This is a genomic window from Nonomuraea composti, assembly GCF_012034275.1.
Taxonomy (GTDB): Bacteria; Actinomycetota; Actinomycetes; order Streptosporangiales; family Streptosporangiaceae; genus Nonomuraea; species Nonomuraea composti.
Window position 1 is genome coordinate 97,041 of the sequence record NZ_JAATEP010000015.1, and the last position, 12,656, is coordinate 109,696.

The window sequence follows — 12,656 nt, forward strand, 5'->3', positions numbered from 1 at the left end:
TCATAGGGCGACTAATAAAAGTCGTTTGTCACACGTCACAGACTGACAGTAGATTACCTGAGACTTACGAGATCTATGCCCCGGTGCGGGGCGGTACGGGTACTTGAGGGGGATTCATGGCTGACACGAAGGCGGTCGACGCGCCGCCGTCGTCCGGCCCTGGCAAGCCGGGGACGGGGGGCAACCCGTGGCTTGTCCTGCTGGCGGTGAGCCTGGGCGTGATCATGGTGATGCTCGACGGCACGGTCGTCGGCATCGCCAACCCGGTCATCCAGGCCGACCTGAAGGCGACACTTTCCGACCTGCAGTGGGTGACCAGCGGTTACCTGCTCGCGCTCGCGGTCTTCCTGATCACCGCCGGCAAGCTCGGCGACCTGTTCGGGCACAAGCGGGTCTTTCTCATCGGCGTGGCGGGCTTCGCCCTGTCCTCGGTGGGCATCGGGCTCAGCGCCGAGCTGGCCGACATCATTCCCGGCGTCTCGCCGATCGGCGCGCTGATCGGCCTGCGCGTGCTGCAGGGCCTGTTCGGCGCGCTGCTGCAGCCGGCCGCGCTGGCGCTGCTGCGCGGCGCCTTCCCCGGTGAGAAGCTGAACCAGGCGATGGGCGCCTGGGGCGCCATCATCGGCCTGTCCAGCGCCGCCGGCCCGATCGTGGGCGGAGTGCTGGTCGAGAAGGTGAGCTGGGAGTCGGTCTTCTTCATCAACGCGCCCGTCGGCGTCATCGCGCTGGTCATGGGCGTGCTGCTGATCAAGGAGAACCGCTCGCAGACGTTCGCCCGCATCGACTGGCTCGGCGTGGTGCTGCTGTCCGGCGCGATGTTCTCGCTCGTCTGGACCATCATCAAGGCCCCCGAGTGGGGCTGGGGCGACAGCACGACGCTGACCTTCGTCGGCGCGTTCGTGGTGCTCATCGCCGCCTTCGTCTTCTGGCAGAGCAGGGCCAGGCAGCCGCTGGTGCCGCTGTCGCTGTTCGCCAACCCGTCCATCTCCATCGGCACCTTCCTGCTGATGATGGTCGCGTTCGCGATGTTCGGCGCGATGTTCTTCCTCGGCTTCTTCTTCCAGGGCGTGCACGGGCTGACCCCGCTGGAGGCCGGCCTGCGCATGCTGCCGATGAGCGCCGGCATGATCGTCGCCTCGCCGCTGGCGGGCATGGCGCTCGGCCGGTTCGGTCCGAAGATCACGATGGCGGCCGGCCTGCTGGTCACCGCCCTCGCCATGTTCCTCATGTCGCGGCTCGGCATCGACGCCTCGTTCATCGAGAGCGGCATCCCGTTCGTGCTGCTGGCCTTCGGCCTCTCGCCCGTCTTCGTGGGCGCCACCGAGATCATCGTCGGCAACGCGCCGGTCGAGCTCAGCGGCGTCGCCGGCGGCCTGCAGCAGTCGGCCATGCAGGTCGGCGGCGCGCTCGGCACCGCGATCCTGGGCGCCGTGATGGCCGCCGAGATCTCCGACACGCTGCCCGGCCACCTCGGCCCCGCCGCGGCCGAGATCCCGCCGGCGCAGCTGGCGCTCCTGGAGAAGGCCGCCGCCTTCGGCCAGGCGCCCGCCGGGCTGCCGCAGCAGATCGGCGACGCCGTCCACCTGTCGTTCATGGACGGCATGCACGTCGCCTTCCTGGTCAGCACCTGCATCGCGGTGCTCACCGCCGCCCTGACGGTCTTCGTCAGGGCCGGCAGGAAGACCGAGGGCGCCGCCGTCCACGTCGGCTGACGGTCAGTTTCGCTACGGCCTCCGCTCTGCCCAGGGCGGGGGCCGTACGGCGTTGCGGGGGCCGGTCGCGGGCGGGCATAAACTCAATGGGGTGAGCACGAAGATCCTCCCTGAGCAGGAGACCACTCCGCGCACGTCGCACGGCGACGGCGATCACGAGCGGTTCGCCCACTACGCGGACAAGCACAAGATCACCGAGAGCATGGTGACCGGCACGCCGATCCGCGCTCTCTGCGGCAAGGTCTGGGTGCCCAGCCGCGACCCGAAGAAGTACCCGGTCTGCCCGGAGTGCAAGGAGATCTACGAAGGTCTGCCCGCGGGTGGCGGCGAGGGCGACGACAAGCAGTGAGTGTTGCTGTGCGGTAATCCGTACGGGTCGAGTTACGGTCTGTAGCCAGACCAGCTCTTACCGTAGTGGGGGACCACATGGCCCGGCGCGCGACCGCCGTCTCGTTGGCATGCCTGCTCGCGGCCGGGTTCGTCCCGCCGCTCCGGCCCGCCGCCGCCCAGGCGCCCGGCTGCGCCACCACACCGCCGCCGCCCGCCCGGGCATCGTCCGCCCACGCGCCGGCATCCGCCGTCCACGCGTCGTCGGCCGCGCACATGCGTGCGGGCGCGGGCAGGGCCGGGCGGCCGGGGCCGCGGTCGCCGAAGCCGCAGGACGTCGCCATGGTGATGGCCGAGCTGGGTGAGCGGCTGAGCGGGGTGACGCCGCCGAGCGAGATCACCGTGCCCACCCGCGTCCACGTCATCTCCCCCGGCCCCGTCCGGCGCGTCACCGACAGCGCGGTCCAGGCCCAGATCGACGCGCTCAACTCCGCGTACGGCGGCAAGTTCGGCGGCGTGGACACCGGCGTGCGCTTCCGCCTGGAGGGCATCTCGGTCAAGGAGGAGCCCTCCTGGTTCGCCGACCCCGTCGGCCACGAACGCGCCATGAAGAGCGCGCTGCACACGGGCGGCCCCGGCACGCTCAACCTCTACATCGCCCAGCTCAGCGAGCTGATGCTGGGCTTCGCCAGCTACCCCTACTGGTACGCGGGCGCCCCCGCGCTCGACGGCGTGGTGATCGACTGGCGCAGCCTGCCCGGCGGGGCGATGAGCGACTACAACAAGGGCTTCACGGGAGTGCACGAGATCGGCCACTGGCTGGGCCTGTTCCACACGTTCGAGAACGGCTGCAAGGCGCCCGGCGACGGCATCGACGACACCGCGCCCGAGGCCGCCCCGACGGAGGGCTGCCCGCAGGGCAAGGACACCTGCCCGGGCGACGGCGGCCGGGACCCCGCGCACAACTACATGGACTACGCGCACGACCGGTGCATGTGGGAGTTCACGGTCGGGCAGGCCGACCGGATGCACGAGATGTGGGCGGCCTACCGCAGCACGCCCGCCGCCTGACATGTCCGCCACGTCTACGATGTCGGGGTGACAGCACCAAAGGCACTTGACACTCCCCACAAGCCCGCAGGGATCCTCGGCCCCGAGTACCGCACGGCCACCTTAGGCATCCTGCTCGTGGTGACGCTGATCGCGTTCGAGGGCATGTCCGTCGGTGTCGTCATGCCCGCCATCGCCACCGAGCTCGACGCCCTCGACCTGTACGGGCTGAGCTTCTCCGCCTTCCTCATCGCCAGCCTGTTCATGAACGTCGTGGCCGGGCTCTGGTCGGACCGGCGCGGCTACCCGCTGCCGTTCCTGGTGGGCGTGGTGCTGTTCGCGGCCGGCATGGGCCTGGCCGGAGCGGCGGGCTCGGCCGAGATGTTCCTGGTGGCGCGGGCCGTGCAGGGGCTGGGCGGCGGCGCCTCCATCGTGGCCCTGTACGTGATGATCGCCCGCGTGTACGCCATGGAGGTGCGCCCCAAGGCGTTCGCCGCCGTCTCGGCCGCCTGGGTCGTGCCCGCGATGGTGGGGCCGTCCGTGGCCGGGTTCGTCGGCGAGCAGTGGGGCTGGCGGTACGTCTTCTACGGCATCGTCCCGTTGGTGATCCCCGCCCTCGCGATGCTCGTCCCGGCGCTGCGCATGGGCTCGTCGGGCGAGGCCCAGCCGGGCACCGGCCCGCGGTCGAGGCCCGTCGAGATGACGCTGGCCGCCACCGCCACGGCCGGCGGGGCCGGGCTGCTGCTGCACGGCGTGGACCGGCTGCACGTCGCGGCCGGCACGGCGAGCGTGGAGACCGTGGCGGGCCTGGCCCTGCTGGTCTACGGCCTGTACCGGCTGATGCCGCCGGGCGCGCTGCGGCTGCGGCGCGGGCTGTCCACGACCGTCCTCATGCGCGGCTTCTTCTCGGCCGCCTTCTTCGGCGTGAACGCCTACATCCCGCTGGCGCTGCAGCACGTCAAGGGCTTCGACACGGCGTCGGCGGGCATCGCGCTGACGACCGGCGCGCTCGGCTGGTCGGCGGGGTCGTACCTGCAGAGCAGGCAGGCCGGGGAGGCGTACAAGAGGATCAGGCTCGGCGCGGGCTGCGTCACCGTCGCGATCCTGATCTGCCTGCTCGCCGTCGTGCCCGGCATGACCGGCTGGATCTCCGTGCCCGCGTGGGTCGTCGGGGGCTTCGGCATGGGGTACGGCATCACCACGATCACCGTCACGGCCATGAAGCAGTCGCCGGTCAACGAGCAGGGCGCGAACTCGGCCGCCCTCTCCGTCACCGACCAGCTCGGCTCGGCGCTGTCCATCGGCATCGGCGGCGCGCTGATCAACGTGATCGGGCACTCCTCCGCCCAGATCGCCACCGGGTTCCTCGTCATCTCGGGGCTCATGGCGGTCATCTCGCTGAGCGCGGTGCTGCTCGCCGGCCGCGTCCGCTGAATTCCGTCACTCCCGCCCCAGCGATCACGGTTCTCCTGTTCGCCGTGGCGGGGAGTGATAGGACAGCGGGCAAGGAGGTGTCATGGAGGGTGATCACCGTGTCTGGCCCCCTCGGCAGGGGCCCGGGCATCGCCGCAGTCCTCCGGAGGACACGGGGCCCGCGTCCCCCGACGAGGAGGGCCCTGCGGCGGCGGGCCGCCCGGCCGAGCCGCCACCCGCCTGGGGCCGCCGCGGCCGCCCGTACGCGGAGGAGCCCGAGCACCCGGCCTGGCGACGACAGGACCAGTCCCGCGGCGACCCCACCCGAGGATCGCCGCCCGAGCGGGGACAGGCACGCGGAGGCCCTGCCTGGGAGGCGCCGCCCGCGCAGGCGCGTGGAGGCCCCGCTCGGGGAGGGCCGGGGCGGCGGCCGCATCCGCTCGACCTGGAGGCGGAGGCCACCATCGAGGAGCCGGCGCCCGCGTTCGAGGAGCCCGCGTGGAACCCGCGCATCACCAGCAGGAGCGCGGACGACAGCCTCCCGCCGTCCGCCCGCCTCCACGGCTCTCCCAAGGACCCGGGGGCGCGCAGGGCAGGCCCGCACGGGGAGCGGCCGTGGCAGCGCGTGCTGGTCGTGCTGGCGGCGCTGCTGGCCGGTACGGGGCTGGCGGCCGGCGCGACGGCGGCGACGGCGCGGGTCACCGCGCCGCGGGCGGCGGACACGGGGAGGCTGAGCGACGCGCTGGCCGGGGTGGCGGCGACGCTGCCGCAGGGCTGGAGCGCGGGCGCGGTGCCGCCGGTCACGGGGTTCACCTCGGTCGTACGGGACGGGCGCGGCGGCCTCGTGATGGCCAGGCCGGTCCAGGGTCCGGTGAAGGACGCGGGGAAGGCCACGGAGGAGGCGGCGGGCCTGTACTCCAGGCTGCTGCTGAGGGGCGACCGCGTGACGGTCGTCGAGGACCGGCGGCTGCCCGGCGGCCACACCCGTGCGCTACGAGCGGAATACGCGGGCGGGACGAACCGCCCGGCGTACCTGAGAGTGATGCTGCTCACCCGCGAGTCGCGCCCCGTGCTGCTCGTCGGGCTGCTCCAACCTGAGGAAACCCGGCACAGGCAGGCGCTCGACGCGGTGATGACGAGCTTCCGATAAGCCGCATAGCACGTGAGGAAGACCTTGGCCAGAATCCTTGGCTCACGGCACGTCTTGTCGGTGGGCCCGATTACTCTTGGGTCACTGTGAGAGAGCGAAGCACACGAACCCCAGAGGTGATGCGGTGAGCACCTTCGCCGCGTCCCACCTATCGCCTTCCTATCCCGACCGGGCCGCGTGGGGCACCGCCCCCAAGCTGCGCGCCTGGCAGCAGGAGGCGTTCGACCTCTACTTCAGGCGCGAGCCGCGTGACTTCCTCACCGTGGCGACGCCGGGCGCGGGCAAGACGACCTACGCCCTGCGCATCGCCAGCGAGCTGCTCGCCAACGGGGTGATCAGGGCGGTCACGATCGTGACGCCCACCGAGCACCTCAAGCGCCAGTGGGCCGACGCGGCCGGGCGGGTGGGCATCGCGATCGACCCCGAGTTCAAGAACAGCCAGGGCGCCACCTCCCGCGACTACACGGGGGTGGCGGTGACGTACGCGCAGGTGGCGATGCACCCCGCCCTGCACAGGGCGCGCACGGAAAACCGCAAGACCCTGGTCATCTTCGACGAGATCCACCACGCCGGCGACGCCAAGTCGTGGGGCGACGGCATCCGCGAGGCGTTCGAGCCGGCCACGCGCCGCCTGCAGCTCACGGGCACGCCATTCCGGTCCGACGACAACCCGATCCCCTTCGTGGCCTACGAGGAGGACGCCGAGGGCCTCAAGCGCAGCGTCGCCGACTACTCCTATGGCTACGGCCCGGCGCTCGACGACGGCGTCGTGCGGCCGGTCATCTTCCTGGCGTACTCCGGCGAGATGAAGTGGCGCACGCGGGCCGGCGACGAGATCGCCGCCACGCTCGGCACCCCGCTCACCAAAGACCAGCTCTCGCAGGCGTGGCGGGCCGCGCTCGACCCGAAGGGCGACTGGATCCGCCAGGTCATGCAGGCCGCCGACCGCCGGCTGACCGAGGTGCGCAGGGGCGTGCCCGACGCGGGCGGCCTGGTCATCGCCACCGACCACGAGACGGCCCGCGCCTACGCCCGCCACCTGCGCAACATCACCGGCGAGGGCGCCACGGTGGTCCTGTCCGACGACCCGGGCGCGTCGAAGAAGATCAAGGCGTTCGCGGCGTCGGAAGACCGCTGGCTGGTGGCGGTGCGCATGGTCTCGGAAGGCGTCGACATCCCGCGCCTGTGCGTCGGGGTCTACGCCACCTCCACCTCGACCCCGCTCTTCTTCGCCCAGGCCGTGGGCCGTTTCGTGCGGGCGCGCAAGCGCGGCGAGACCGCCTCGGTCTTCCTCCCCTCGGTGCCCACGCTCATGGGCCTGGCCAACGAGATGGAGGTCGAGCGCGACCACGTGCTCAACAAGCGGCCTCCCGAGGACGGCCTCGACGACTCGCTGCTGGAGCAGGCCAACCGCAAGCAGGACAACCCTGACGTCCTGGGCGACGAGCTCCCGTTCGAGACGATGGAGACCTCGGCCACGTTCGACCGGGTGCTGTTCGACGGCGGCGAGTTCGGCACCGGCGCCGAGGTCGGCTCGGCCGAGGAAGAGGACTTCATCGGCCTGCCGGGCCTGCTGGAGCCCGACCAGGTGGCCCAGCTGCTGCGCAAGCGGCAGTCGGAGCAGCAGGCGGCCAAGCGCAAGCAGCAGGTCGAGGCGCCCAAGCAGGAGCTGGCGCCGCACGAGCAGATCGCCGAGCTGCGGCGCGAGCTCAACGGCCTGGTCGGCGCGTGGAACCATCGCACGGGCCAGCCGCACGGGGTGATCCACTCCGAGCTGCGGCGGGCGTGCGGCGGCCCGCCGATCGCGCAGGCCACCGTGGAGCAGATCCAGGAGCGCATCGCGATGATCCGCCGCTGGGCCACCCAGCGCCGCTGAGCGGGAAGGCACAAAGCTGAGCGGAAGGCACAAAGCTGAGCGGAAGGCACAGAGCTGAGCGGGAAGGCACAGAGCTGAGCGGGAAGGCACGGAGGAGACAGGGGAGACTCAACGGGCCGCAATTCCTGTGCACCGGCTTCGCCTGGGTTCACCGAATGAGGGTAGAGAGGCGCTCATTCGGTTTTCTCGGGTGAAAACGCGCCCGCTCGATTCGTCGAATCGGGGCAATTCGGCGCGGCCCGGTGGGAGGAAGGAAGAAAATGCAGGCGCTGTCCCTCGCATTCGTGGCGGGGATCTTCACGGCCTTCGAGCCCAGGCAGGTGTCCCTCGTCATCCTGACCGCGTTGATCGGGCTGACGGTGGCGGCGATGCGCAAGGTGTTCCGCCAGTCGCACGCCATCATGGTCATCGGCGGCACGAGCGTCCTGCTCGGGGTCCTCGCCGTCCTTACCCTCGCGTACCTGATCACCTATCGGGCGGTATGACGGCGAAGGTGCGATAAAGCGCGTCTTCGCAGGTCAAAGGGTGCGGGCCGGGCGCCGGTCCGATGGTCACGAAGCGTGACTCTGCGCATTTGGCCACAGAGCAGTGGCCTTCTGTTAGAAGCTCGACGGGAGCGGCAACAACCACTCTTGGCTGTCTTGCGGATATGCAGAAGGACTTTGCCCATGTCGTCTGAGGCCACCCGAAAGTCGACGCTCAGCGTCACTTCCGGCCTCTCTCGAAACGCCATCATCATCAGGCTCGAAGGCGAGCTCGACGTGAATGCGCTGCCCATCCTCAGGGAGCACCTGCAGCGCATCTGGGAGCTGCCCGCCAAATCGTTCCTGATCCTGGATCTCGGCGAAGTCTCGTTCTGCGACTCCATGGGGATGAACGAACTCATCGACATCATGCACCGGTGCGAGGCGAGAGGCACGAGGCTGCTGCTCGGAGGGGTGCAGGGGGTGATGGCCCGGGTGTTGTCGATCACCGGGTTGCGGCACGCGTTCGAGGTCTTCGCCGTGTTCGACGACGCGCTGCGGATGGCCGTCGCGCCGCCCTGACCCCTCCTCTCGGTCCGTTTCAGGCCGCCGATCGCGGGATGCGGTGACCGCTGCGGCCGTCGATCGCGGTGTAGCGCGTCTTGCCGTGTAACGGGACCGTCAGCGACGCCGTGCCGCTCCTGACGTGGACGGGCAGCGTGAGCACGCCCGGCCGGGTCTCCTGGCGTGCGGCGCGCCGGGTCGTCCGCAGCCAGATGAGCAGCTTCCTGTCACGGGTGCGCAGGGCCACCACGGCGCGGTCGCACTCGTGCGGCGTGGCCGGCCAGCTCAGCAGGAGCGACCCGCCGGGCTGCTTCCGGGCGACCCGGGGGACCTGCGCCCGCTCGTCACAGGAAGCCGGCATCGGGGAGTGGGAGTCCGGCCCGGCCTGCTTGGGGGTGGAGCCGGAGCGCGGCCTGGGGGCGGCGGAGCGGGCGGGCGGCGCCCGCAAGGTGTGCGCGGCGGCCGGGCGGGTGGCGGGGGCGGCGGCGTGCGGGAGCACGCTCATCGCGATCGTCCCCGCCTCCAGCAGGGCCAGCGTCGCGACCGCGCCCGCCCGCTCGGGGTTGCTCCCTTTGACGAGCAGCCACAGGCAGAGGGGGCCGAGCAGGAGCCATGCCATGCCCAGGGAGATGGGCAGCATCGAGGGACCTCCCACGAGATGAAAGAGTTGTCACTCTCCGTGGTACTCCGAATCCGGAGTGGGTTCGTCCTCTTCGATATCACATGACCGCAGCGTTGCACAGCGGATACGTTTCGTGATCGCCCTCGAGGGCCGGCTTTCAGCCGAGGGCGGGCGCCCCCCGTAGCACCACGCCCGCCTTGTGCAGCTCCGCGATCGCCGCCTTCGTGGTCGCCGGAGTCACGCCGGCGGTCAGGTCCAGCAGCACCCGCACCGCCAGCCCCAGCTTGACGGCGTCGAGGGCGGTGGCGCGCACGCAGTGGTCGGTGGCGATGCCCACCACGTCGACCTCGCGCACCTCGCGCTCCCTGAGCCAGTCGGCCAGCGGCACCCCGTCGCCCGACGTGCCCTCGAAGCCGCTGTACGCCGCCTCGTACGCCCCCTTGCTGAAGACCTCCTCCACCGCGGAGACGTCGAACGACGGATGGAAGTCGGCGCCGGGCGTGCCGGCCACGCAGTGGGCGGGCCAGGTGGAGACGTAGTCGGGGGTCTCGGCGAAGTGGGTGCCGGGGGAGATGTGGTAGTCGCGGCTTGCCACGACGTGGTCGTAGCCGTGCTCGGCCAAGTGGCGTGTGATCGCCGCCGCCACCTCGGAGCCCCCGGCCACGGCCAGGCTGCCACCTTCGCAGAAGTCGTTCTGCACATCGACGATGATCAACGCGGTGCTCATAGGCAGCACGATACGTCAGGCGAATTCCGTGGGGATCGCCGCGTACCCGCGTCCGAGGTGGAGGGCTTCCTGGGGGAGGGTGGCGACGGCGGCGGCGTGCCGGTCGCGGGCGGCGGTCAGGGGCTCGCGGCCGACGATCTCGCCGTCGCGCACCAGCTCGTGCAGCAGGGGGATGCCGCCCTCGGGGGCGAGGCCGCTGGTGGTGATCAGCTCGGTCTCGGCGTGGCCGTGCTCGTCGAGCAGCCGGTACGCCTCCTTGCGGCCCCCGCGTGACGGCTTGCCCACCGACCGCTTGGCCACCGCCTCCAGCTTGCCCGTGGCCGTCTCCCGCGCCACCAGCTTGTAGACCAGGGCCGCCGTCGGCACGCCCGAGCCGGTCACCAGAGAGGTGCCGACGCCGTAGCCGTCGACGGGGGCGGCGGCGAGCGCGGCGATGGCGTACTCGTCGAGGTCGGAGGTGACCAGGATGCGGGTGTCGAAGGCGCCGAGCGCGTCGAGCTGCTCGCGCACCTCCTGCGCCGCGGCGGCCAGGTCGCCCGAGTCGATGCGGACCGCGCCGAGTTTGTCGCCGGCCAGCTCGACGGCCGTGCGCACGGCGGCGGGCACGTCGTAGGTGTCGACCAGCAGTGTGGTCTCGGGCCCCAGCGAGGCGATCTGGGCCTCGAACGCCGCCCGCTCCGAGTCGTGCAGCAGGGTGAACGCGTGCGCCGCCGTACCGGCCGTGGGCACTCCGTACAGGCGTCCGGCCATCAGGTTGGAGGTGGAGGCGAACCCGGCGATGTAGGCGGCCCTGGCGGCGGCCACCGCGGCGGCCTCGTGCGTGCGGCGCGAGCCCATCTCGATGAGCGGCCGCCCGCAGGCGGCGTTGGTCATGCGGGAGGCGGCGGAGGCGATCGCGCAGTCGTGGTTGAGGATCGACAGGGTGACGGTCTCCAGCAGCACGGCCTCGGCGAACGTGCCCTCCACCACCATGATCGGGGAGGCGGGGAAATAGAGGTCGCCCTCGCGATAGCCGTAGATGTTCCCGGAGAAGCGGTAATCGGCCAGAAACGCCAGAGTCGCCTCGTCCACGACCCCGCGCTCGCGAAGGTAGGTGAGTTCATCGTCACCGAAACGGAAGCGTTCGAGCTCGTCGAGGACACGTCCCGTTCCGGCGACAACCCCGTAACGGCGGCCTCCCGGCAGGTGGCGGGCGAACACCTCGAAGACCGCCCGTCTGTGGGCAGCGCCGCTCCGCAGAGCGGCCTGCAGCATCGTCAGCTCATAGTGATCTGTGAGCAACGCAGTGCTCATGGTCATTGTCACGACTCGAAGACTACGGCCCAGATAGGGCAGACTCGGGGATGTGGGTAGCACCTCTCCAATCGCCGTCGAGCGTCCGTCATCGGACGTCCGGCCCGATCTGCCATGGGTGACCATCGTCTGGAACGACCCCGTCAACCTCATGTCCTACGTGACCTATGTCTTCCAAACGGTCTTCGGCTACACCCGGGAGAAGGCCGAGAAACTGATGCTGGACGTGCACCACAAGGGCAAGGCTGTCGTGTCCAGTGGCACGCGCGAGGAGATGGAAAGGGATGTGCAGATTCTCCACTCCTACGGCCTGTGGGCGACGGTCCAGCCGGACTCGGTCAAGTGAGTCGTATGAGATCTACGAGCAGGTCAGTGAGGCGGCACCGGTGAGTTCGGGGTTCTCGCGGGGGAAGGACGGCGGCGTCGTGGCGGAGTTCGAGGCCCCGGAGGTCTCGCTGCTGCGCTCGCTCGTCTCCATGATGCTCGGCATCGTCTCGCCGGGGCGCACCAGCGACGACCCGCTGGAGCGGGCCCTCGGCATCGGTGACGGCGCGGCGCCGTCCGACCCGGTGCTGGCCAGGCTGTTCCCGTCGGCCTACGAGGACGAGAAGGAGTCGGTGGAGTTCCGCCGCTACACCGAGGCGACGCTGCGCGACGGCAAGCGGGCCGACGCGCAGACGGTGCACGAGACCGCCCGCTCGGGCCGCTTCGAGCTGACGGCCGAGCAGGCGCAGGCGTGGCTGCGCGCGCTCAACGACCTGCGCCTGACGCTCGGCACCAAGCTCGACGTGACCGAAGAGGTGCACGACGAGATCGCCGTGATGTCGGAGGACGACCCCCGTTACCCGGCCTACGTGACCTACGACTGGCTGACCTACCTCCAGGACAGCCTGCTCCGGGCGCTCTGGTAACTTCCGGGCATGCTGTCGATCTCGCAGGAACTGGTTGACAAGATCGTCGCGCACGCCCGGGCCGACCACCCCGACGAGGCGTGCGGCGTCATCGCGGGCAAGGACGGCGTGCCCGAGCGATTCATCCCGATGGAGAACGCCGAGCGTTCCCCCACCTTCTACCGCTTCGACTCGCTGGAGCAGCTCCGGGTGTGGCGGGAGATGGACGACCGCGACGAGGAGCCGGTCGTCATCTACCACTCCCACACGGCCACTGAGGCGTACCCGTCGCGCACCGACATCTCCTACGCCTCCGAGCCCGGCGCCCACTACGTGCTGGTCTCCACCAGGGACGAGCACGAGGTGGAGTTCCGCTCCTACCGCATCCTCGACGGTGTCGTCACGGAGGAAGAGGTAAGGTTTCTCCCATGATGGTCAGGCCGGTGCAGAGCTTCCTCTTCGCCCACACTCCTGCTGTCGTCGTCTACGACTGTCGCTGACTCGGAATCCGCATCCAGCCATCGGTGTTGCATGCCGATGGGACGACGACCTGACCTGAGGAGACTGA

General features: G+C 70.6%; 14 protein-coding genes. 11 read left to right on the plus strand and 3 right to left on the minus strand.

All coding sequences use genetic code 11. The features are described 5' to 3' along the window. Nucleotides 1–116: 116 nt before the first annotated feature. The 8 genes from HCN51_RS22270 (at nt 117) to HCN51_RS22305 (ending at nt 8,574) form a co-directional block, all read left to right on the plus strand. Entirely contained in the window at nt 117–1,712 is a 1,596-nt protein-coding gene (locus tag HCN51_RS22270; protein WP_168011421.1) for an MFS transporter, read from the plus strand. Nucleotides 1,713–1,803: 91 nt separating this feature from the next. Further along, nucleotides 1,804–2,061 (plus strand): DUF3039 domain-containing protein, encoded by a 258-nt coding sequence (locus HCN51_RS22275; RefSeq protein ID WP_168011422.1) that lies wholly within the window; start codon nt 1,804–1,806, stop codon nt 2,059–2,061. A 77-nt stretch (nt 2,062–2,138) separates the two neighbouring features. Further along, nucleotides 2,139–3,110: a zinc metalloprotease gene (locus tag HCN51_RS22280; protein WP_168011423.1), complete on the plus strand. Its 972-nt coding sequence runs from the start codon at nt 2,139–2,141 to the stop codon at nt 3,108–3,110. Between the two features lie 27 nt (nt 3,111–3,137). Next, nucleotides 3,138–4,523, plus strand: a complete 1,386-nt coding sequence (locus HCN51_RS22285; RefSeq protein WP_168011424.1) for an MFS transporter — start codon at nt 3,138–3,140, stop codon at nt 4,521–4,523. An 82-nt stretch (nt 4,524–4,605) separates the two neighbouring features. Further along, nucleotides 4,606–5,652 carry a hypothetical protein gene (locus HCN51_RS22290; protein ID WP_168011425.1) on the plus strand — a complete coding sequence of 349 codons (1,047 nt, stop codon included), beginning with the start codon at nt 4,606–4,608 and terminating at the stop codon, nt 5,650–5,652. A 124-nt stretch (nt 5,653–5,776) separates the two neighbouring features. Continuing rightward, nucleotides 5,777–7,528 carry a DEAD/DEAH box helicase gene (locus HCN51_RS22295; RefSeq protein WP_346433743.1) on the plus strand — a complete coding sequence of 584 codons (1,752 nt, stop codon included), beginning with the start codon at nt 5,777–5,779 and terminating at the stop codon, nt 7,526–7,528. Nucleotides 7,529–7,788: 260 nt separating this feature from the next. Continuing rightward, complete coding sequence (locus HCN51_RS22300) at nt 7,789–8,013, plus strand: hypothetical protein (protein ID WP_080042451.1); 225 nt, start codon at nt 7,789–7,791, stop codon at nt 8,011–8,013. A gap of 183 nt (nt 8,014–8,196) precedes the next feature. Continuing rightward, nucleotides 8,197–8,574: an STAS domain-containing protein gene (locus HCN51_RS22305; protein WP_168011426.1), complete on the plus strand. Its 378-nt coding sequence runs from the start codon at nt 8,197–8,199 to the stop codon at nt 8,572–8,574. A 19-nt stretch (nt 8,575–8,593) separates the two neighbouring features. Here the strand turns inward: HCN51_RS22305 and HCN51_RS22310 are convergent, their stop codons facing one another. From HCN51_RS22310 to HCN51_RS22320, 3 genes are all read right to left on the minus strand, one after another. After that, a complete protein-coding gene (locus HCN51_RS22310; RefSeq protein ID WP_168011427.1) occupies nt 8,594–9,196 on the minus strand; it encodes a hypothetical protein in 603 nt (200 codons plus the stop codon). 139 nt (nt 9,197–9,335) lie between these two features. After that, on the minus strand, nt 9,336–9,905 hold the full coding sequence (locus tag HCN51_RS22315; protein ID WP_168011428.1) for a nicotinamidase: 570 nt from the start codon (nt 9,903–9,905) through the stop codon (nt 9,336–9,338). A 15-nt stretch (nt 9,906–9,920) separates the two neighbouring features. Further along, nucleotides 9,921–11,204, minus strand: a complete 1,284-nt coding sequence (locus tag HCN51_RS22320; protein ID WP_206067447.1) for a nicotinate phosphoribosyltransferase — start codon at nt 11,202–11,204, stop codon at nt 9,921–9,923. A 46-nt stretch (nt 11,205–11,250) separates the two neighbouring features. Here HCN51_RS22320 and clpS point away from each other — a divergent pair, with 46 nt between their 5' ends. Genes clpS through HCN51_RS22335 form a run of 3 tightly spaced genes read left to right on the plus strand, consistent with a single transcriptional unit; the run spans nt 11,251 to nt 12,520 of the window. Further along, complete coding sequence (gene clpS, locus HCN51_RS22325) at nt 11,251–11,544, plus strand: ATP-dependent Clp protease adapter ClpS (RefSeq protein ID WP_080042446.1); 294 nt, start codon at nt 11,251–11,253, stop codon at nt 11,542–11,544. A 40-nt stretch (nt 11,545–11,584) separates the two neighbouring features. Beyond that, the gene (locus tag HCN51_RS22330) at nt 11,585–12,109 is read left to right on the plus strand and encodes a DUF2017 domain-containing protein (RefSeq protein WP_346433744.1); all 525 of its coding nucleotides are present in this window, start codon (nt 11,585–11,587) and stop codon (nt 12,107–12,109) included. Nucleotides 12,110–12,118: 9 nt separating this feature from the next. Then, nucleotides 12,119–12,520, plus strand: a complete 402-nt coding sequence (locus HCN51_RS22335) for a M67 family metallopeptidase (RefSeq protein WP_080042444.1) — start codon at nt 12,119–12,121, stop codon at nt 12,518–12,520. Nucleotides 12,521–12,656 lie beyond the last annotated feature (136 nt).